The sequence below is a fragment of the Granulicella sibirica genome, assembly GCF_004115155.1.
In the GTDB taxonomy this organism is placed as follows: Bacteria; Acidobacteriota; Terriglobia; order Terriglobales; family Acidobacteriaceae; genus Edaphobacter; species Edaphobacter sibiricus.
This window is the reverse complement of record NZ_RDSM01000001.1, coordinates 1,615,725-1,637,143: the sequence shown is the minus strand read 5'-3', so window position 1 is coordinate 1,637,143 and position 21,419 is coordinate 1,615,725. Positions and strand designations below refer to the sequence as shown.

Genomic DNA, 21,419 nt, shown 5'->3' with positions numbered 1-21,419 from the left:
TTGCCGAGAAAAGTTAGGGGTTATAAGACGTTGAGCCGTTCTTCTGGCTTGATGCGTTAGTGCTTTGGCGCACTCTTCACGCTGTTCCGGGCGGCTTCGGTGATGACGTCGGCTACCTTCTCAGGGTCCTGCAGCATGGCGACATGGCAGGTTGGAAGCTTGATGGCGATGCCGCCGGAGCGCTTTGCTGCGTCCTCTTCCATGGCGGGGCTTAGGGTGCGATCGTTCAGTGAAATTACGTGCCACGAAGGTTTAGACTTCCAGGCTGCGTGGGTCAGCTTTTCATCGAACATAGGCCCGTACGTCTGTCCTTGAACCGCGAGCACGAGACGCCGCTCCGCCATGGGAAGTCCATTTGCAAATCGTTGATGACGCCATCCTCCGACAGCGACGCGAAATGCTTCGCATCTACCTTGATTTCCTTCAGTACAGGGGTTGGGCCGAAGGGCTCGCTGGCTTGATTTGCGGAGTGCCCGATATCAGGCATCCATGCTGCGACGTAAACGAGCCCAACGACCTTGGGGTCATCTCCGGCCTCAGTGATAACAGCCCCGCCCCAGGAATGACCTACAAGGATAACCGGCCCATCCTGCAGCGCAATCAAACGACTTGTCGCCTCTACATCATCCGACAGCGATGTAAGCGGATTTTGTACTGCAACGACGTGGAAGCCACGATCCTCCAGAATGGGAATTACTTTCCCCCAGCTGGTGCCATCCGCGAAAGCCCCATGCACCAGAATGATGTTCTTCACGGGTTGTACTGGCGGTTGCGCCCGGCCAGAACCGGCAAGAGCGGTGGCAGCGCCGATGCTTCCTGCGAGGACTGTTTTAGCGAGTTTTGTCATCATCTTTCTCCTATGTTGAGTTACTGCTGAATAAAAACTGTTGTGTCGCCCCTGAGTAATCTGTCGAATCAGTGCTTCGCCGGGGGAGCGCTCGCAGCGTCCCACGGAACATCGAAGACGATGACGGCTCTCCCGATGATCTCGCCGGCGCGTAGCAACTCGAGGTTTTCGTTGATGTCTTTGAACTCGATCCGCCTGATCGTGTGCTGGATCTTTCCCTTCTCCGCGAGTGCGAGCACTTCCTGCAAGTCGTTGTAGTTCGCCCAAAACGAGCCATGGTAGGTCAGCTCGCTCGCTGTAAATGGAAAGAGAGGGATATTGATCTTGGTACCAACCAGACCGACCGAGACAAACGCCCCGGAGGTATGGAGAAGGCCGATTCCGGTCTGGATCGTCTCCTCAGCACCAACGCAGTCGATTGCGGCGTCCAGCTTACGAGAACCGGTCAACTTGTACAGTTCATCCTGGATATCCGCCAAGCTCTTCCCGCGCGTATTGATGGTTGCATCGGCGCCACGCTGTTTCGCAATCGCGAGCTTCTCATCATTCCGTGCAAAGGCCACAACCGTAGCGCCAGAGGAAAGCAACTTCGCGTATTGAACCGCATAGCTTCCGAGGCCGCTCGCTCCAAACACTCCCATGACTCGGTCAGGACCAAGCATGCCTGCCGCGCGCAGCTTCTTGATAGCGCGGTACGGCGTCACGCCAGCATCGGTAAGAGGCGCCAGCTCTTCCCACTTCAAGCGATGTTGCACTCGAATTAGCTGCCTGTAAGGAACGGGAACGAACTCGGCGTAGCCACCCGGAGGTCCGAAACCGGGCCAACTGCCGTGCTCGCAGAGTTGCTCATCGCCAACACGGCACTGCCGACAAATCCCGTCACCCCAGCCTGCTGCGACAACAACCTGATCTCCGATCGTGAGTTCCGCTGACGCTGGAACATGATCACCGATGGCCATAACAAGACCGGCAATCTCATGTCCGGGTGTCAGCGGGAAAGTCGAGTGGAGGGCTCCTTCGAAGTAGCCATCAATGAGTTGAACGTCCGAACGGCACATCCCGGCCCCGCCGACCCGCACCAGCACGTCGTCCGGGCCTATCTCCGGGACTTTAATGTCTTCGAGCTCAAGTGGGTGATGATAACCGTACATTCTTGCTGCAAGCATTTCGTTTTCCTCCTTTGATCAAAGCCGCATAGACCATTTCGGTCTACCCAAACTACGTGGAAACAGGCGGTCGCCAAATGTGGCGAGTCTTGCTTCGCCAGTTAGTGCTGATAAATCCGCTTGCGTGAGACCGTACGCAATTCTTACTTCAACTCGTTACGTAGAGTCCTACTCTGCATAACTTTGATAAATCGATTGCGCGGCGTTGCAAATTCCATTTTTATGGAACCGCGCAGGAAGGCGTGCGAACTTACGTCGCGAGATATCTGTTGAAGGGAGATGTTCACGAATCATGGAATACGGTACCGCTCGCATCTTGCATAGAATCGCAATCACGCAAGGTGGCCCCTTCGCTGCAAGCCACGCATCAGCGCAGTATGTCCGGTCGGAGTCGCGATTATGTCTAAATCAGCGCTGTTCAAAGGGATCCGAGTTGGTGGTCTCGAGCTTGCAAATAGGATTGTGATCGCACCCATGTGCCAGTATTCCGCACAGGACGGCTGCATGAACGATTGGCACCTGATTCACCTTGGACAGCTGGCATTTTCCGGGGCCGCGCTGCTCACAATCGAAGCTAGCGCCGTCACGCCAGAGGGCCGGATTACCTACGCAGACGTAGGGCTCTACGACGACGCGACGGAGGCCGCGATGCGGCGCGTTGTCGACGCGATCCGGCAATGGAGCACGATGCCTATTGGCATTCAGCTTTCCCACGCGGGTCGCAAAGCGTCGACGGAAGTTTCATGGAACGGTGGCGCGCAATGTCCCCCGGAACAACCGCTTGGCTGGGAGACCCTCGCTCCGTCAAGCATTCCCTTCACGGAGGGCGATGTTCCACCTTCCACACTTGACCGGGATGGTCTGCTCCGCATTCGACAGGCGTTTGTCACCGCTGCAATGCGGGCTGCACGCCTCGGATTGGACCTGGTGCAACTGCATGCCGCCCACGGTTATCTTCTTCACCAGTTTCTGTCTCCGCTCTCGAACCGCCGCGAGGATGAATATGGTGGATCACTTGAAAACCGCATGCGGTTTCCACTCGAGGTCTTCGACGCCGTCCGGCAGGTCTTCCCGGCAGAAAAGCCCGTCAGCGTTCGCATTTCCGCAACGGACTGGATACCGGATGGATGGGATATCGATCAGACGATGGCGTTTTCAAGAGCTCTCGCATCCCGTGGATGTAGCGCCATTCACGTTTCGAGTGGTGGCAACGGTCTGGCCCAGCGGATTCCCGTCGGTCCGGGTTACCAGGTGCCCCTCGCACGCGCGGTCAAAAACGCGGTTAACATTCCAGTTGTCGCGGTCGGCCTGATCACCAACTGCGAACATGCCGAAGCGATCGTTCTGACGGGGGACGCTGACATGGTGGCCCTAGCCCGAGCGATGCTCTACGACCCACGATGGCCGTGGCATGCGGCTGCCGAGCTTGGAGCCACAGTTCGTGTTCCAAAGCAATATCTTAGGTCCCAGCCCAACCGCTTCCATTCCCTGCTGGAAGCGGATTGAGCTACGAGCATGTGTCTAAATCGTCCTTCGTATGGCCCAGTTGAGCGTTATTTTAGCGATATTCAGCATGTCGTTCGGGTCGATCTCGTCGCGTATCGCGCCGAGTGTAAGAGTGCGAACGCGCCCGAGCCTGTCCGTTTCGTCCAAACCCTGTACTTCCGTCGGAGACGGGACCATACGGATACCTGCCGTTCTGATTCCAGCCGGGTTGATCGCATCAACGGACGGGCTCGCCGGCTGGGCGATCAGGCTGGATTCTGTGGCGGAGAGAGCCGCGCGGTGCCTTGGAAAAACTCTCAATGATTCATTTTAGATGTTTCCTCACACTTTCATTTGAAAAAGCTTCACCCCCATTGGGTGTCTTTGCAGATAATTTCGCGACATATGAATATGGTTGAATACCTGCTCAGTCCTCCTGTGTAGGGGTTCAAATCCACAAGTGGACTCTCTCGCAAGCATATCTTTGGCTTTCAGATCCATCGGTCGCGTCACCAGGAGATCCGGCCCATACGTGAGTTCCTCGAATAACTTCGTTGTCCGCGCTTGTATTAGGCCTCAGGATGCATAGATGTCATATGTGGATTAGTAGAAGCCTTGGTTGTCGCGGTTTACGTCGACTTTACCCGCATAGTGCCTGGAGACAAAGATGAAGTATCCCGCTGCCAAAGCGAAGCCTATTGGCCACCAGACGGAAGCGATCAGCAAAGCATTGTGGTTTGCGCAAACTGCGTAAGCGCTAAGAGAATATTGAGGTGCGAGCGTCGAATAAAGCATCACAGGGAAGATCGCCGCACCCCCGACCGCGAGCAGTCCCACGATGAAGAAGTTCGAGGCAACAAACGCACAAGCCTCAAAGTGAGTGCGGAGTCCGAAGGTAAGTGCCAATCCGGAGAGCCCAATGACGAGGACGCCTACCCAACAGAGCGGATTTGTAAGAGCGCTATGCAGCACAGCAGGACGCACAACCCACGACTCGAAAGAAACGATAGGCAGCAGCACCAGTACCAGAAGCCAGAGCTGCCTGGCGTAAGATGCGCTGCGATCGTGTACTGGACCCGACGTTTTAAACTCAAGATAAGTTGCTCCGTGAGCAGCCAGCAGGACGACTGCAAAGATCGCCACGGACACCGTATACCAATCCAGGAGTCCGACATTCCCACGCACACGAAAGTTCGTAAAAAATGCCATGGAGAAATCGCCATTCGCGTTGATCGGAACGCCGCGTTCAACATTACCGGCGGCCGCGCCAAAAAGCACGGCAAGCAGGAGGGTCGCGGCGGAGAAGACGAAGTCCCACAGCTGTTGCCAAAGGCGATCCTCTGCGTGGCCACCAACCTCAATGGAGACGCCTCGAAAAACCAGGCAAAAGAGAATCAAGAAGAGCGCCAGATAGTAGCCCGAGAAGGCCGAAGCCATCAGGCGCGGGAATGCTGCCATCAGGGTTCCCCCAAATCCAACAAGCCAGACCTCATGCCACGACCATAGTGGGCCAATAGCCGCGATCACTTGACGCCGTTCTTGTGGTGTCCTCGCAACAAATAGGTGAAGCATGCCGGCACCGAAGTTACGACCATCCAGAACGACATAGATGATCAACATCAAACCGACGATGATGTACCATGCGGTGATCATGCGAGCTTCTTTCCTTCCTGGACTGTACTCAATGCACTTCCGTCGGCTAGCTGTTGTGGTCTTTGCCAATCTGGACCACGCTCAAGCTCGCGGCCGGTCAAATAGAGAAAGGCCAGACCGAGCACAAAATAAAGCCCGACAAAGCCAATCAGTGTGAACGTGGCATCGCCGTTGTTCACAACCCTGCTGTAACCTTCATTCGTACGAAAGATGTTGTAGAGCAGCCATGGTTGGCGGCCAAGCTCCGCTGTCATCCAGCCAAGGGTATTGGCGATGTAAGGGAGTGGAAATGCCAGCAAGATGATCCAGAGGAGCCAAGTGGTAGACATGAGCCGCCTACGCAAATTCTGCAATACCGCGAATCCCATCAATGCAATAAATGCCACCCCGAGCGTGATCATGAGGTGATATGCGTAGTACAAAAGCTCAATGTTGTCGGGCCAAACACTCTGCGGATATTCGTCGAGGCCGTGCACGTAGCTCGTAAAGGTCCCATAGGCGAGGAAGCTAAGAGCATCCGGGAATTCGATCGGGTTATCTAGCCGCCGTGCGGCAACATTCGGTTGGCCGATAACTGCGACAGCGGCCCTCGAACTTCCTACAAATTTCCCTTCCATGGCGGCAAGGGTCACAGGCTGATATCGTGCGACTATCTTCGCTTGCCGGTCACCAGTAGGCCCTGCCACAAGAAGCGATGCCACCAGACCAACCAACGTTCCGGCTTTCAGGTAAAGCCTGCTCTGCGCTGTGTGTTCCTGACGTAATGTGTAATAGGCGCCGACCGCCGCAACTACGAAGGACCCCGTGACGAGCGCCGCACTTTGATTATGCGCAAATTGTACGAATGCCCAAGGGTTGAAGAGGTAGCTGCGCAGATTGGCTATTGCCAGTGAACCGTCCGGCCCTACGCTGTAACCGACGGGATGCTGCATGAAGGCGTTCGTAACGATAATGAAGGAGCCCGATAACCAGCTTCCAAGTGCAACTCCGACGGCCGCGAGGAAGTGATTGCGTGGACCGAGGCGCTTTTCTCCCCAAATCAATGCTCCAATGAACGCGCTCTCCAGAAAAAACGCGAGCATCCCTTCCATAGCAAGGGTCTGTCCGATCACGCCGCCTGCGTGGCGGGCAAACCCACGCCAGTTCGTTCCAAACTGGAATTCCATGGGGATGCCAGTGACGACCCCCACCGCAAAGTTAAGGCCGAAGATCTTCGCCCAGAATCTTGCTGCCTTGTTGTACTCTTCATCACCAGTTTTGAAAGCGCGCCATTTCCAGTAAACCAAGAACCACGCCAACCCCATCGTAAGTTGGGGGAAGAGGTAGTGGTACACGATGGTGAAGGCAAACTGCAACCGACTCCACAATGCAGGATCTGACAGGCTCGTATCCATGTTGTTCCTTTAAATCCAGTTATTTTCGCTGGTCATCGTGCGCCAGCCAATACAAGTCAAGAGAGAGGCAGCGATAGTTTGGCAACCGGATTGTCTTGCAAGTTTCCTTCTACTGGAGTCGCTCGATAACAAGGTGGTCCGCTGCCTCCAGTCCTGCTCGTACACTGTAGGAACATCATGACGAGGGCAAGCAAGATTTCCCATTCCATCTTTCTGGAACCAGCGAGTCCCAAGAGAGCCCACTGGTGATTACGACCGCATCGTCGACAAGAGCTAGTGCAACGCTGCTAAGTTATTTTCGGGCTCAATGGATTGCTTGTCTTTCCGGTGCCATCATCTTTCTTTCCTCGCCACTCTCTTCTAGGGCTTCAAGGGCCAACGTGAACAAAATGCCGTCTTTGCATCCAGAAACCGAGATAGCAGGTCATCAGACGACCGCGTGGTAAGAGTATGGGGGGGCGTTAGACAAAGAGAAAAGCGGCCGCCGATAATTCGGCCGCCGCCCTCTTAGTTCTTCCGCATTCAAGCCGGAACAAACTGTGTGTCTGCGCCAGGCTCGAAGATCACATACGCCCGACGCCATGGGTCATCGTTTAGCAAACGCCACTTATGTCCCGTGCCTGTATGGTCTTCGGCAAGCAGGACGTCACCCGGATTGAGGACGAACGTCTCACCTCCCTTAGTTGCAAACTCCAGGATGCCACTTAGGGTTAGAACATATTGCGGCGTTGGGTCGTTATGCCAGTCATAGTTGGAATGTGCCGCTGTTTCCTTGAAGTGAATCGATCTGGCATTGACGAGAACATCCGGACGGATCGATCCCACAGTTACGTGTGAGTCCCCGTCGGGGCCGGTGTAAAGACGATATGCGCGAATCATATTTCCTCCTTCAATATTGCGAAGAGCCTTGCGGCCGACAACCGGCTGTAAGGCTCTTCAGCCTCACAGGTTCACAATGTTAAGAGCCGCTGCCGTATCGGCGCGGACCTTCTTGCATAGTTCTGTATTGGTAATCAATGACTGTCCATAGGAGGGAATCATCTCGCGAAGCTTATCGATCCAGCCGCCATGGTCCAACTTGTTCGTGAAACACCGCTCTATGACGTCCAGCATGATCGCGACCGATGTCGAAGCGCCTGGGGACGCCCCGAGCATTGCTGCCAGAGATTGGTCTTCCGCGCTCACGATCTCCGTGCCGAATTGAAGAATCCCACCATGAATCGGGTCCTTCTTGATAATCTGCACACGTTGGCCAGCGACTTCCAGACGCCAATCCTCCTCATTGAGGTCGGGATAGAACTCGCGAAGCGCGGCGAACCGTTCTTCATCGGATTCCAACACCTGCCCGACGAGATACTCCGTCAAAGCGACGTTGTCTCTCCCTACGGCAAGCAGGGGTAACAAGTTTTCTGGATCAATCGCGCCGAAAAGATCCAGATAGGATCCATGCTTCAGGAACTTCGTGGAGAAGCCCGCATACGGCCCAAAAAGAATGGACACCTTCCCGTCAACGTGGCGGGTATCCAGATGCGGCACTGACATCGGCGGAGACCCCACAGAAGCCTTGCCATAGACCTTCGCATTGTGCTCCGAGGCGACCTTTGGATCATCGCAACGAAACCAGATGCCACTCACTGGAAAGCCCGCGTAGCCTTGTCCTTCGGGGATGCCTGATTTCTGAAGAAGAGGCAGCGAACCACCGCCTGCACCGATGAAGACAAATTTGGTTTCGAGTTCTTCGACCTCGCCGGTCATCTCATCTCGCACCTTAACGTTCCAGAGTGCGCCCGCTCGCTTGAGGTCTTGGACGCGATGTAGAAACTTGATCGAGAACCCTTCGGTCTTGAGAAGCGCGTCAAGCAACACCGAGGTCAAGGCCCCGTAGTCAACGTCGGTTCCTGTACGCATGCGGGTCGCCGCGACCTTCTCTTCTGGATTGCGTCCATCCATCACCAGCGGGAACCACTCTTTCAGCTTATCCTTGTCTTCCGTATATTCCATTCCCTGGTAATTAGGGTTCGCAGTCAGAGCCGCATAGCGTCGCTTCAGGAAATTGACGTTGTCTTCGCCGCGCACAAAACTGCAGTGCGGCACCGAATGAATAAACGCCTGAGGATCCTTAATAGCGCCCTCACGCACAAGATAGGACCAGAACTGGCGCGACAGGTCGAACTCCGTGTTCACGGTCAACGCTTTCGAGATATCGACGTTGCCTGAAGCGTCTTGAGGGGTATAGTTCAGTTCGCACAAGGCCGCATGACCAGTGCCCGCATTGTTCCAGGCGTTGGAACTCTCCTGTGCTTCGGAATTCAAGACCTCGTAGATCACGATTTCCATTGAAGGATCGAGACGTTTGAGAAGTGTCGCAAGCGTGACACTCATGATGCCGGCTCCGATGAGTACCGCATCTGGCTGCTGTAATGACTCCATGGTGAAGCCTCCTTGTTTTGCCATAACGTTGGTTAGTGAATCGCCCGTGTATCGACACTTTCGAAGAGTGTGTGATTATCTCGATAGTCGACATGGATCCCGACGATGACGGGCCCGGACGCGTCCAGAGCTTGCTTCATGACAGGCCTGATCTCGTCAGGGGAGCGGATCATCATTCCCGTCGCTCCGAAAGCTTCCGCATACTTGACTGGATCGACGGGGCCAAATTCGATACCGGAGGCTCGCCCATACTTCACTCGCTCCTGCGTTGCGACCATGTCGTAGGTTCCATCGATCCAGACCATGTGCACAAGATGAGATTGAAGACGGACGGCTGTCTCAAGCTCCATAGCAGAAAACATGAAGCCCCCATCGCCGGAGATCGACACAACTTTGTCGGCCGGGCGCACAAGCGTCGCAGCAATTGCCCACGGGAGTGCAACGCCGAGCGTCTGTTGCCCGTTGCTGATGAGAATTTGCCGAGCGCGAAAGCTGTGTAGGTTACGTGCGATCCAGAGATGAAACGAACCCATATCGAGGCAGAGGCTCATGTCCGGCGACAGGAGTGACTGAAGTTCATTCACGATGCGGAGAGGATGGATCGGTGTGCCGTTCTTGGCGGCGCTGATCCGGGCCATCTCCTCGCGTTCCCGGGCGATCTCGACCAGGAGATTAGACATCTCAAGATCAGGTCCCGAATGTTTGATCAGCGGTGTTAGCGCTGCCACCGTTGCGCCTACATCACCAACCAGCTCCACGCTGGGACGATAACTGTTATCAATATCGGCGCCTTCCACGTCGATATGAATAATCGGTCGCGCTTTTCCGCGGTTCCAGATGGATGGCCAGTACTCCACTGGATCGTAGCCAATGGTGACTACTAGATCCGCGTGAGCCAGAGCCATATCCCCGGGAAGATTATTCGTCTGCCATACTCTCCCCGCAAAATTCGGAAACTCCGTCAACGAGACTGCGCCCGCAGCCTGAAAGGTTCCGACAACCGGCAGCTTGCCATCGAGAAGAAGACGTCGAATCGCGTCGACATTGGACACTTTACTCGCGAGCATACCCAGCAACACGATCGGCTTCTTCGCTTTGTTGATGAGCCTTGCCGCTTCCTGAATAGCTGCGGCATCTGCCGCACCAAGGCGAGGCGCCAGACTCGGTTCAAGAACTTCGCAGGCAGCAGGTGCTGCCATTACGTCGGTCGGCAAGCTGACGAACGAAGCTCCCGGCCGGCCTCCTTCAGCAGCGCGGAATGCATTCTCCATCACCTCAGCGACCGCTCTGGGAGAATCGACTTCAACACTGTACTTCGTCACTGGTTTGCAAAGGTTCACAGAGTCTAGCGTCTGATGGATCTTCTTCAGCCTGTCCTCTAGACCCACGGCTCCCCCGAGGGCGACGATCGGATCGCCTTCTGTGTTCGCTGTGGCTAGACCCGTGACCAGATTCGATGAGCCGGGACCCGACGTCGCAATCGCGACACCAGCTCTGCCGGTCATCCGACCGATGCCCCCCGCAATGAACGCGGCGTTCTGTTCGTGACGACAGACGACAGTCTGAATAGCTGAATCCTTGAGCGCATTGAATACGCTGTCGATCTTCGCGCCTGGAACGCCGAAGATCCACTTAACGCCTCGTCGTTCCAGTGCTTCGACGACGACTTCGGCGCCAATCTTTGCTTTTTGCGGTGCGGCGCTTTCCTGACTCATGCCTTTTTCTCCGAGTGGTTTCCCTCAGCGGCACTGAGAGCTTTCGAAACATCCGCCGTAAGGTCCGCCCGAAGGAACGCTTCGTTGTCGGGCAGAGCCAGGTGAAATTCCTTGATCATTTCGACCTTCAGAAGCAGCTCGTTTCCAGCGCAGTCCAGCACATGTCCGCCCTTGCTTCGGTCCTTCGAGAGGAAGTGAAAGTGATAGCCCGGAATGCCCACGGCGCTAACATACGGCGGCGACCAGAACCCGACAAGGGTTCCCTCCACGTCGTTAAAGCTGAATTCAGGTTGCGACTCCGCGGCGGTCTTCAACGAAATACCATCCTGCGTTCGGGGCATCGCTCGCGTGCGGATACGGCTGAAACGTCCATCAACCCGGAAAGCGTAGAAGACGTTCTGCGACCGGCGGTGCTCGTCGCAGAGATCGCAAAGATCGCCGAAGCTGATGAGGTTAGTTAGCACAGACTCATCGTCATCGGAAAAGTGCAGAACCGTCGCGAAAGGTGTCCCCGCATCGTCCTGAACACGATGGACTGTTCCGTCGCTCTTGACCTGGTAGATCACGCCATCCAGCAAGACCATCTCACCATCAAGCGCATCGAAGGTGCCCAGTCCAAAATCGCCGTGAAGCAAAAGTTGGCCCGCAGAGACCGCCTCTTCGTACACACCTTGTACGAGCGCCCTGGATGTGGATATCTGAAACAAGGTGTGAGTCGACTTTGCAAGAGCTCGCTGAAGGATCCGCGTAACGAACCTGGACGTATCCTCACCGGTTGCGTGCGCTCGCTGTTGCAAAGTATCGGACAATCCCTCCGGGATTTCGCACTCTAAGGTTGCCATCGGCCTCGCTCAGTCATAGTCATTCGGGCATGCTGCTTACCCGTGTCATTTCCGAATCGGCCTTAAAGAGACCAGTCCTGGTGAGGATGTTATTTAGCTGCGCGGTGCGCCACAATTCAGGCTTTCTGTTATATCCACCGACAAAGTTAGCGAGTTACACTCGCACCGATCGCTGTGAATCGGCTGCCACGGCCGACAAAAACCGCAGCTACGCGTTGGAGTTGCGAAGTTTTCCCCTTGCAAGCTCACACCCGGAGACTCTATGGATAACTCAGGCCAGAAGTCGAAACCGATCACCCTTGAGGCCTTGGGCGTCATTGGGACCACGATCGGCATTGCGTCGTTAGCATTCGTTTTCACAGCAGCGTGGCTCACGCCACATCGGCTGACGCCCGAGAAGATCGTTTCCGCTCTGAAGCCCCCCGGCGGTCCCGCACTGGGACACCGGAGAAACCACGCGAAAGGCATCTGTTTTATGGGAACGTTTGACGCGAACGGTGCCGGATCAGAGCTTTCTCGCTCGACGCTGTTCGAGTCGGGAAGCTACCCGGTAGTCGGACGATTCAACATCGGTAACGCTGACCCGGCAACTCCCGACCCCATGGCGCAAGTGCGGGGACTCGGTGTCCGCATCATGGCCCCCACGGGCCAGGAGTGGCGCAGCGCGATGATCGACGCTCCCGTCTTTGTCGCTCCGACACCGCAAGCCTTCCTTGAACTCTTGAAGGCAGGCGCGAGCAAAGACCCCAACGCAATCAAACAGTACAGTGAGCATCACCCCGAGATGCAAACATTCGCTTCTTGGGCAAAAAGCCATGACCGAACAGAAAGCTGGACTGAAGACCGTTTCAACAGTCTCGATTCTTTTGTTTTCGTCAGCAGAGAAGGACTCAGAAGTACCGTCCGCTGGTCTCTCGTGCCTATGTCGAAGGCGGTTACAATCCCCACCGACGAGCTGGCGAAGCGGGATCCTGACTTCTTGCAAGAAGATATCGTCCAAAGGGTGCAGTCAAAGCCGCAGGATTGGCGCTTGATGGTCACTGTCGCCGGAGCAAATGACCCTACAGCGGATCCAACCAGGGCATGGCCCGTAGACCGCCCCACCGTTGACGTTGGAATCCTGCATGTGAACCAGATTCAACCCGAAGCCGATGGCCCGTGCCGTGATGTTAGCTTTGACCCCACGGTACTTCCCAAAGGCATTGAGACCTCGGACGATCCGTTTCCCGCAGCGCGCTCCGCCGCGTATCGCGTTTCATTCAACAAAAGGCTCGAGGAAGCGTCACAGTATCCCCGCACACAGCCGGAAGGAAGGCCATGAGAGCGCCTCGCACACAGTTTGCCGCACCTCAGAAGCTCCTGCACTGGTCAATGGCTGCGTTGATCATCGCGATGCTATTCATCGGCGTGGGAATGGTCTCGACCGTGGCACCGAAATATCTCACCCTTCTCAATATCCACAAGTCGCTCGGTATCGTCATTCTCGTTCTGGCATTGGTTCGTATCGCAACGCGCAGGCATTATGGCGTCCCCCCATTGCCGGCGGATCTCCCGTTCTCCATAAGATTTGCAGCAGAGTCTTCGCAGTACCTGTTCTATGCGCTGATGGTCGCGATGCCCTTGATCGGTTGGGGAATGTTGTCTGCCGCTTCCCATCCAGTCATCCTCTTCGACGCCCTCACTCTTCCGGCGATTCTGCCGGTCAATCCGAATTTGTATTCTCTTCTTCGGCGTACGCACGACTTCCTGGGACTCGTGTTCTTTGCGTTCATCCTGATGCACGTCGCGGCGCTTCTCTTTCACAAGTTGGTGCGACGCGACGGAGTGTTCGACACAATGACACCCTCTCTCTTTCCTCATTCGCGCCATTCAGCTCCAGATATGCCTTACGACCAAATGGACAGAAGTAGCGGCGGGAGGCCAAGTCATGAATAGCTTCGAAGAGGATACGCGGGCACTCCAACAGCTTGAAGACGAAAAACGTGCCTTGGAGAATCGGCCGCACAACGGCTACGAGGACGCGGCTCGCGTAGCTCGGCTGCGCTCCGAAATCGAAGCCATTGAAGAACGAATCTTGCGCGACAAACAACGCGCGGACCCAGGGCAAGGTTAAAGCGACGCGGCTTGATCAGGCATGACAGTGAAGTGGATTGACGGGAGATCACAATGGCAACGTTCGAAGGATTAGAAGGTCTGCAACATCTCGCCGCGCCCCCGGGCGCATATGCCAGACTACAACCGGACCAGATCGCCAGAGCCGCACGATACGGCATTCAGCGGTCCTACCTGGCGAACGCGAGGCTGTATCGCCAAGGGGAACGGGGGGCGGATTTCTACATCGTGCTGGAGGGAACGGTCCAGACATTCTGGTCAAAAGGGATCACGGGCGAAGAGCATTTCATCACACTGGAGGCAGGCGAGTTTAGCGGGGAACTTAATCTGCTGAACCAAAGGGAGACTTTGATTGCTGCACGCGCGATGGCCGGCAGCACCGTATTACGGATAACACGTGAGCGCCTCCGTGAGTTTCTTATCGCTGAGCCGGAGATCAGCGAACTCGTCATCAAAGCAATTGTGCACCGGCGCCAGTGGTTCATTCAGCTAGGCGTGGGCGGTCTTGTTCTCGTTGTCAGCCAAGAGTCTGACAGAATTGCCCTTTTCCTTACCGCAAACTCATATCCATTTCAGTCGATGAGCACCGAAGAGTTCTCCGAGGCACATTCAGTCATAAAGCCAGAGAAAGTGCAGCTCGACCGACTCCCTGCAGTCATGAGCGCGAAATGGACCTTGCAACGTCCGGAACTGCGCGAACTCGCCGACAAGCTGGGAATCTCAGAAGACGTCCGAGAAGGCATTACCTGGGATGTCCTCATCGTGGGGGCAGGACCGGCAGGTCTTGCAACTGCTGTCTATGCCGCGTCAGAAGGTCTCCGGACCCTTGTATTGGACAACTACGCCGCCCAAGGACAGGCAGGAACCAGCTCACGGATTGAGAACTACCTGGGCTTTTCGAGCGGTATTTCAGGTGCTGAACTCGCAAAACAAGCTCAGGTGCAGGCTGAGAAGTTCGGCGCCACCGTCGCCATTTGTAGGACAGTGATCGGAATCGATTGCTCGGAAGAGCCCTTCACGGTAACCCTCGCGGATGATCAAACAGTCGCCGCGCGAACCGTAGTGATCGCCACTGGCGCTAACTATCGCAAGCTCAACGTTCCGGGACTCGAACGATTCGAGGGGGCGGGGCTTCGTTATTCGGCGACACCCATTGATGTACATCCGTGCGTTGGACAGCCCATCGTGATTGTCGGCGGCGGGAACTCTGCCGGACAAGCAGCTATGTTTCTCTCTACCCGAGCTAGCCATGTCCATATGCTCATCCGCAGACCGCAACTTTCGAACACGATGTCAGATTACCTGGTACAGCGCATACACGCTTCCAAATCGATCACGTTACATACCTGTTCGGAAATCATCGCCCTCGATGGAACAAGCCACTTGGATTCGGTAACCTGGCAATCCCGTGCTACTGGTGAGACAAGGCGTTTCGAGACCGAACACTTGTTTGTAATGATCGGTGCCGACCCCTGCACAAAATGGCAGCAGGACTGCGTGGCCCTCGATGCCAACGGCTTCGTGAAAACATCTTCGAGTTCGGAGGATCAAGGGCCTTTCGAAACGTCAGTGCGAGGCATCTTTGCGGTGGGTGACGTGCGGTCCGGCTCGGTTAAGCGTGTGGCCTCGGCAGTTGGTGAGGGTTCGGTTGTGGTCGCTTCGATCCACCGGTACTTGGGAACTTTAGGAGCTTGATAAAAGTTGATTCGACTACGAGTCCGTTTATTGTTTTTACCTTGATTAACCGCCACCACCAGCTTTGAAAATTACATTGAGCTTGTCAACTGACAAGGAGGAGATACACCATGAAGAAAGTCTTGATTACGGGAGCAGGAACGGGATTTGGATATGAAGCAGCCATGCGATTGGCTGAAAAGGGATTCGACGTGATCGCAACAGTCGAGATCTGGTCTCAAGTACAGACACTAAAGCGCCAGGCGGCGCAGCGCGGTGTCACTCTTACAGTAGAGAAGCTTGACGTCACCAACGATGGAGATAGAAGGAAGGCTCTAGGCTGGGGCATCGAGATTCTCGTCAACAATGCCGGAGTGTTGGAAGGCGGCTCCGTTCTCGATATCCCTGGTGAAAACATTTCCCATCAGTTCGATGTGAACGTGTTTGGTCCGCTTTTGCTCACCCAGGGTATTGCCAAGCAGATGGTCGAGCGTGGCAAGGGGCGGATCGTGTGGGTTTCGTCTCGCGAAGGTCTCAACACCAATCCGTTTACAGGCATCTATTCCGCCTCGAAGCATGCAGTCGAAGCGATCGCGGAAACGATGAGTCTCGAACTCCAGGAGTTCGGGATCGAGGTCGCTACCGTGAACCCCGGTCCCTTTCTCACCGGTTTCAATGACCGAGGCTTTGAGACTTGGAAGAGCTGGGAAGACAATCCCTCCGAACGCCTTTTCGACTACTCGAAACTTGCCTTCCCCCGCGCCCAATTTGATCCCGAAGCTGTCTATGTAACGCTAACGGCGGTTGCCGCCGGCGAAGTCGACACCTACCGCAATCTTGAGCCGAAATCGATGCTCGAAGAAACCAAACATCTCATCGAGGCGCCGTGGTCCAAGAAGATTCGGGACGGTCTCGGCACTCGGCCAGCAAGTTTGCAACACTCCTTTGAGATGAAGCCTGAAACGCCTGTAACGGAGTGAACCTAACGCATTGCTGCACTACGAGAATGTGCCAGGAGTAACAGAAAGGGGAGGCTATACAGCCTCCCCTTCTTCCGGTGGCAAGCTTTTTGGTATCGGTCCAGGCCCCGATGCCAACTTTTGCAACGCTCGCTTGGGGTGGTGCTCTCAAAGCGGCCAGCGATGGAAGCCCATGGATTGGCAGATGCCCTTCGGTAAAAACACCACTTTTGAGGCGGTGTCCGAAACGCTATCAAATGCCATACTTGCTTCGAGGTCAAGACATTCGGACGGAGGTTGTGAGACTTGCACGGTAATTGGGCATCCCGCCTTGCAAATCCCGGCGTCCGCATTCCTTTGCTCGGACTTTCTGGTCGCAGGGCAACCCTGTGCGGCGTTCTTTGCGGCACGCTCCTGTTTGTGCTGGGTTGCCACACCTTCCATCATTCCCCTAGTCCCTCTATTCACTTCACGCAGGTACCCAAGCACGCATCGATGGGCGGACCTGCCGCCATCGATCCTATCAAGGGTACTGTTTCCAATAGCACACCCGGAGCCAAGATCATGCTCTACGCGCTCACTGAAGGGACGTGGTGGGTCCAGCCGTTCCATAGCCGCGGGATCACAGATATTGCGGCCGATGGGACATGGACCAATCACTCTCACCTGGGGGAGCAATATGCGGCCCTGCTCGTTAATGGAACTTATCCAATCATTCAGAGACGCACTACGCTGCCAGCGGTAGGCGGCGATGTCCTCGCGGTTGCTACGACTCCCGGCGACTTCAACCGTCCGCCAGACCCAAAGCCCATACGCTTCAGCGGCTACGATTGGGATATTCGATCCGGCGGAGGAGACATTGGAGGGGACTTCTGTGGCTACGAAGCATCCAATGTATGGGTAGACGACAAGGGATATCTCCATTTGCTGATGGAGGAACAAGGAGGCGAGTGGCATTGCGCTGGCCTCAAGATGTCCCACAGCCTTGGCTATGGGACCTATCGCTTCGTGATCGCCGACAGCACTCATTTTCCTCCGTCCGCGACGTTCGACATGTTCATGCGTCCAGACCACGAAGATCCGGACCAGCGAACCGGATTCTCCATCGCGCTGGGTCAGGGAAATAAGGCAGATGGTCCCAACGGGGATTTTGTTGTTCAGCCATATTATGTTCCAGGGAATAGCGTTCGCTTCAATGCTCCGGTGGGAATCATGTCCTACGTTCTGCGATGGGAACCTGGCAGCGCTGCGTTCAAAGGTTTCTCAGGCATATCGCCAACGCCGCGTGGAACTGTGAAGGAGCAGGTGTTCCGATCAGGCATACCTATTCCGTCCGAAGAGAGAGTTCACTTCAATTTCTATGACTTTCATCACTCCAAAAGCGGTCTTCGGCATCCAGTGGAGATCGTGGTCGAGAAATTTGAATATCTACCTTGACCGCTATAACCGTATATTGCTAGGCATCACGCTTTTGCTAGTGGCCCAAGGGCTTCGACCTGCTTCAGCCCTTGATGGCAAACGATCTCTTGCGCAGTACGTTCACAACGTCTGGGGAGTGGACAACGGCTACATCGGCGGCGACGTCTATGCCATCGCGAAGTCCTCGGACGGCTTTCTCTGGCTAGGCACGGAGCATGGCCTTGTTCGCTTCGATGGCTTCGAATTTACGTTGATACAGGCACCTCTTGCGGATCAGAGGCCCATCGGCGCGGTGCGCGGCATGGTCGAAGATCGCGATGGAACTCTATGGATACGTCTTGATGGCCCGCGCCTCTTGAGATATCGCGATGGCATCTTCGAGGATGCCGCCATAAAGCTCTCGTTCTTCGATCCTGTGTTGACGGCGATGGCGCCCGACCACGCCGGGAACATGTTCCTATGGGGTATACAGAAAAAGCTCCTGCGATTCCGTGGAAATCGATTTCAACCGCTGCTTAACGAAGCGCCAGACTTCTTAATGATTTCCATCGTGGAATCGACCACTGGTTCCATATGGCTTGGCACGCGGGATTCCGGTTTGTACCGAGTCGACGTTGGTGTACCGATCCAGGTAGTGCCCGAAACAGGAATTCATAGCGTCAACGCGCTGGCCCCCTCGGAACACGGAGGGGTATGGATAGGCTCCGAGACTGGCCTCCATCTTTGGGAGAACGGTGCGCTTGTACCTCTGGAACTCCCGGGTCCCCTTCGCCATGCTCAAGTCCTCGCGCTTGTACGTGACCGTTACCGCAACCTTTGGGTGGGCACGGACAACGGGATGTATAGGCTTGACTCTGAACGCAAGGTAGTCACCGGATTCTATCGGCATCCCGACGATCCCCGTATCTTATCGATCTACGAAGACGACGAAGGTGGTCTGTGGTTCGCGGGCTCCCATAGCATCGAGAGATTTCGGGATGGCATGTTTACGGCGATCACTAAACGCGAGACAGAACTCAACGAGGTTGATGGTCCTGTGTTTGCTGATGATGCGAATCGCACTTGGTTTGCCCCGGCGACCGGAGGGCTCTTTTGCCTCGAAGGCAGCTCCGTGAAGCGTATTCCCGTGGACGGGTTGGGCCGCGACGTTATTTATTCGATCGACGGCAGCAAAGATGAGCTATGGCTAGGAAGACAGCACGGAGGCCTGACCGAGTTGATGCGTCGTAATGGCCATTGGGTGTCCCGAACATTTACCCAGCGGGACGGGTTGGCCCAAGACAGCGTTTATACGGTGACACGCGCACACGATGGGTCGGTATGGGCCGGGACAGTGAGTAACGGAGTGAGTGTGTTACGCGATGGGCGATTCAAGACCTACGCGATGAACAACGAACCTCAGTCCAAGGTTATCTTCTCGTCGTTGGAGGCGGCAGACAAGAAAATGTGGTTCACATCATCCGGCGGACTAATGTCTTTCGATGGAGATCATTGGGTAACCTACCCGGCAGTCGCGGTTGTTCCGCGCCTGGATCTGCTGACCGTCTTTGAAGACTCCGGCCATGTATTGTGGGTTGGCACATCTCGCGGCCTTGCGCGTTTCGAAGGGGGTCAGATCGAAGTGATGCACAATCTGCCACAGGCGCTCAGCGAGGAGATACTAAACATTGCGCAAGACTCCATGGGATTTTTGTGGGTTGTCACGGGTCAGCATGTACTGCAAATCGATCGAACGAAACTGATGTCCGGGAACCTGCAAAAGGAAGATGTGGTGAGTTACGGGGGCGACGACGGACTGATTGAGACGCAGGGAGTCAGGCGAAATCGCTCCCTTGTTTCAGACCCTTCCGGGCGCATCTGGTTTTCGTCACTTCATTCTCTTGCCGTCGCCGATGTGTCGGGGGCCGCAGGGTACCCCCAGCCTGTACGCGTCCGCATCGAATCCGCGACAGCCGAAGGAATCTCTCCCGAATCAAAGCAGAGCATGATCCTGCCCCCAAACACGCAAAATATCACTTTTCGCTACGGCGGAACAAACCTGGCCATGCCGGAACGTACACGGTTCCGCTATCGGCTGGATGGGTTGGATCAAAGCTGGAGCATCGGCGCTTCTTCGCGCCAGGTAGTCTTCACTCCACTTTCACCCGGCAGCCATACCTTTCGCATCATGGCATCGAGTGCCCTTGGAGTTTGGAATGGCCCTGAGAGTGACATCGTGTTTCAGGTCCAGCCTGCCCTCTGGCAAACCTGGTACTTCCGAACTCTCGGTGTCATCCTCGGCGGAGCCCTTGGTGTCGCGCTGTACCGCTTCCGCTTGATGCAGGTCACGAGTCAACTCAACAGACGTTTCCAAGACAGACTCGCCGAGCGTACCCGAATCGCTCAGGATCTACATGACACACTATTACAGGACGTCATAAGTGCATCCATGCAACTCGATGTTGCGCAAGACTACGTCCCGGAGGATTCGGCAGCTAAGCCTCAGGTTCGCCGTGTACTGCACCTGATGCGTCAAGCGACAGCAGAAGGAAGAGCAGCATTACGTGGGCTCCGAACCATCGACAGCTCCGCGAGTCTAGAAGAGGCCTTCAAAAAGCTGGCAGATGAGCTCTCTCACACTACAACCTCGACTTACGAAATAACTTCTCGTGGCACTCCGCGAGATTTGAAGCCGGCTGTCCGGGATGAGGTGTGTCGCATAGGGCGGGAGGCCTATATCAATGCCGTTTCACATGCCAAAGCAAGCAAGATAAACATCACCGTCGAGTATGGATCGGGATCGTTCCATTTCATGGTGACAGACAACGGTTGTGGAATCGATTCAGAAATACTTAAGCGTGGCCGTGATGGTCACTGGGGACTAGCCGGTATGAAAGAACGCGCAAGGGAGATCGGATGCGCTGTAAAGATCCGGAGCCACACTCCGGGAGGCACGGAAGTGGAGCTTAGCATTCCAGCCGCGATCGCCTACGTCCCACAAAACTCCGAGCGATTCTATTCCCCATGGCAAATGCTTCGGCGTTATTCCAGGCAAGAGAACGAAAGGAAAAGACCAAGATGACAGTTCAACCAGCCGCAATCCGAGTGTTGTGCGTTGATGATCACCCGGCCATGCGAGAAGGTGTTGCGGCCTATATCCGCGCTGCCGGAGATATGCAAATGGTTGCGGAAGCCGTGACTGGACAAGAAGCAATCGAGCAATATCGTGTCTATCAGCCAGATGTAACGCTGATGGACCTGCGACTTCCAGATATCAGCGGTCTAGATGCATTGCTGGCGATACGAAGAGAGTTCAGCGAAGCACGAATCATCATGCTGACGACCTTCGATGGCGATGCGGACATTCGACGTTGTCTTGAATCCGGAGCGCAGGCGTACCTCCTGAAGACTATGCCCCGTGCAGAGATACTGGAGACCATCCGGAAGGTTCATCAAGGAAAACGTTATGTGCCACCTGAGGTTGCTGCTCAACTGGCGCAGCATTTGGGGCAGGCTCCTCTGAGCCGGCGAGAGATCGAGGTGGTTCAAAAGATCGCCGAAGGCAATCGCAATATAGATATCGCGACTAGTCTTTTCATTAGCGAAGAGACGGTAAAAGGACACATCAAGCACATCATGGAAAAGCTGGAGGCCAGCGATCGGACGGAAGCTGTGGCAATCGCCGTCCGGCGGGGGATCATCAGGCTCTAGCCTCTTATGACGGATCGTCTTGCAGTACTCGCC

The 21,419-nt window shown here is 55.4% G+C and carries 18 protein-coding genes; 9 read left to right on the top strand and 9 right to left on the bottom strand.

The features are described 5' to 3' along the window. Nucleotides 1-56 precede the first annotated feature (56 nt). From GRAN_RS25850 to GRAN_RS06775, 3 genes are all read right to left on the bottom strand, one after another. Nucleotides 57-344 carry a hypothetical protein gene (locus GRAN_RS25850; RefSeq protein ID WP_338323418.1) on the bottom strand — a complete coding sequence of 96 codons (288 nt, stop codon included), beginning with the start codon at nt 342-344 and terminating at the stop codon, nt 57-59. Then, on the bottom strand, nt 275-850 hold the full coding sequence (locus GRAN_RS06780; protein ID WP_206662711.1) for an alpha/beta fold hydrolase: 576 nt from the start codon (nt 848-850) through the stop codon (nt 275-277). Before GRAN_RS06780 ends, GRAN_RS25850 begins: the two co-directional genes overlap by 70 nt. 65 nt (nt 851-915) lie before the next feature. After that, nucleotides 916-2,013, bottom strand: coding sequence for an NAD(P)-dependent alcohol dehydrogenase (locus GRAN_RS06775; protein WP_128912176.1), 1,098 nt, complete (start codon nt 2,011-2,013; stop codon nt 916-918). Between the two features lie 399 nt (nt 2,014-2,412). Between GRAN_RS06775 and GRAN_RS06770 the strand changes: the two genes are divergently transcribed. Further along, a complete protein-coding gene (locus GRAN_RS06770) occupies nt 2,413-3,519 on the top strand; it encodes an NADH:flavin oxidoreductase/NADH oxidase (protein WP_128912175.1) in 1,107 nt (368 codons plus the stop codon). Nucleotides 3,520-4,101: 582 nt separating this feature from the next. On the opposite strand, the gene cydB is transcribed toward GRAN_RS06770, so the two are convergent. The 6 genes from cydB to budA all read right to left on the bottom strand — a co-directional run bounded on the left by cydB (nt 4,102) and on the right by budA (nt 11,532). After that, on the bottom strand, nt 4,102-5,151 hold the full coding sequence (gene cydB, locus GRAN_RS06765; RefSeq protein ID WP_128912174.1) for a cytochrome d ubiquinol oxidase subunit II: 1,050 nt from the start codon (nt 5,149-5,151) through the stop codon (nt 4,102-4,104). Then, the gene (locus tag GRAN_RS06760; RefSeq protein WP_128912173.1) at nt 5,148-6,545 is read right to left on the bottom strand and encodes a cytochrome ubiquinol oxidase subunit I; all 1,398 of its coding nucleotides are present in this window, start codon (nt 6,543-6,545) and stop codon (nt 5,148-5,150) included. Before GRAN_RS06760 ends, cydB begins: the two co-directional genes overlap by 4 nt. Before the next feature lie 522 nt (nt 6,546-7,067). Further along, entirely contained in the window at nt 7,068-7,424 is a 357-nt protein-coding gene (locus GRAN_RS06755; protein WP_128912172.1) for a cupin domain-containing protein, read from the bottom strand. A gap of 63 nt (nt 7,425-7,487) precedes the next feature. Beyond that, nucleotides 7,488-8,975: a malate dehydrogenase (quinone) gene (gene mqo, locus GRAN_RS06750; protein ID WP_128912171.1), complete on the bottom strand. Its 1,488-nt coding sequence runs from the start codon at nt 8,973-8,975 to the stop codon at nt 7,488-7,490. A 32-nt stretch (nt 8,976-9,007) separates the two neighbouring features. Continuing rightward, nucleotides 9,008-10,690 carry an acetolactate synthase AlsS gene (gene alsS / locus GRAN_RS06745; protein ID WP_128912170.1) on the bottom strand — a complete coding sequence of 561 codons (1,683 nt, stop codon included), beginning with the start codon at nt 10,688-10,690 and terminating at the stop codon, nt 9,008-9,010. Beyond that, nucleotides 10,687-11,532, bottom strand: coding sequence for an acetolactate decarboxylase (gene budA / locus GRAN_RS06740; protein WP_128912169.1), 846 nt, complete (start codon nt 11,530-11,532; stop codon nt 10,687-10,689). Before budA ends, alsS begins: the two co-directional genes overlap by 4 nt. A 262-nt stretch (nt 11,533-11,794) precedes the next feature. On the opposite strand from budA, the gene GRAN_RS06735 reads away from it, so the two are divergent. The 8 genes from GRAN_RS06735 (at nt 11,795) to GRAN_RS06700 (ending at nt 21,386) form a co-directional block, all read left to right on the top strand. Further along, nucleotides 11,795-12,853: a catalase family peroxidase gene (locus GRAN_RS06735; protein ID WP_128912168.1), complete on the top strand. Its 1,059-nt coding sequence runs from the start codon at nt 11,795-11,797 to the stop codon at nt 12,851-12,853. Beyond that, complete coding sequence (locus GRAN_RS06730) at nt 12,850-13,467, top strand: cytochrome b (RefSeq protein WP_128912167.1); 618 nt, start codon at nt 12,850-12,852, stop codon at nt 13,465-13,467. Before GRAN_RS06735 ends, GRAN_RS06730 begins: the two co-directional genes overlap by 4 nt. Then, a complete protein-coding gene (locus GRAN_RS06725; protein ID WP_128912166.1) occupies nt 13,460-13,645 on the top strand; it encodes a hypothetical protein in 186 nt (61 codons plus the stop codon). Before GRAN_RS06730 ends, GRAN_RS06725 begins: the two co-directional genes overlap by 8 nt. A 53-nt stretch (nt 13,646-13,698) precedes the next feature. Next, nucleotides 13,699-15,339 (top strand): FAD-dependent oxidoreductase, encoded by a 1,641-nt coding sequence (locus tag GRAN_RS06720; protein ID WP_128912165.1) that lies wholly within the window; start codon nt 13,699-13,701, stop codon nt 15,337-15,339. A 110-nt stretch (nt 15,340-15,449) separates the two neighbouring features. Continuing rightward, nucleotides 15,450-16,298, top strand: a complete 849-nt coding sequence (locus tag GRAN_RS06715; RefSeq protein ID WP_128912164.1) for an SDR family oxidoreductase — start codon at nt 15,450-15,452, stop codon at nt 16,296-16,298. A 474-nt stretch (nt 16,299-16,772) separates the two neighbouring features. Continuing rightward, nucleotides 16,773-17,714 carry a LamG domain-containing protein gene (locus GRAN_RS06710; RefSeq protein ID WP_150133252.1) on the top strand — a complete coding sequence of 314 codons (942 nt, stop codon included), beginning with the start codon at nt 16,773-16,775 and terminating at the stop codon, nt 17,712-17,714. Then, nucleotides 17,698-20,757: a sensor histidine kinase gene (locus GRAN_RS06705; protein ID WP_161570874.1), complete on the top strand. Its 3,060-nt coding sequence runs from the start codon at nt 17,698-17,700 to the stop codon at nt 20,755-20,757. The genes GRAN_RS06710 and GRAN_RS06705 overlap by 17 nt, the downstream gene beginning before the upstream one ends. Next, entirely contained in the window at nt 20,754-21,386 is a 633-nt protein-coding gene (locus GRAN_RS06700; protein WP_128913012.1) for a response regulator, read from the top strand. The genes GRAN_RS06705 and GRAN_RS06700 overlap by 4 nt, the downstream gene beginning before the upstream one ends. Nucleotides 21,387-21,419: the final 33 nt, after the last annotated feature.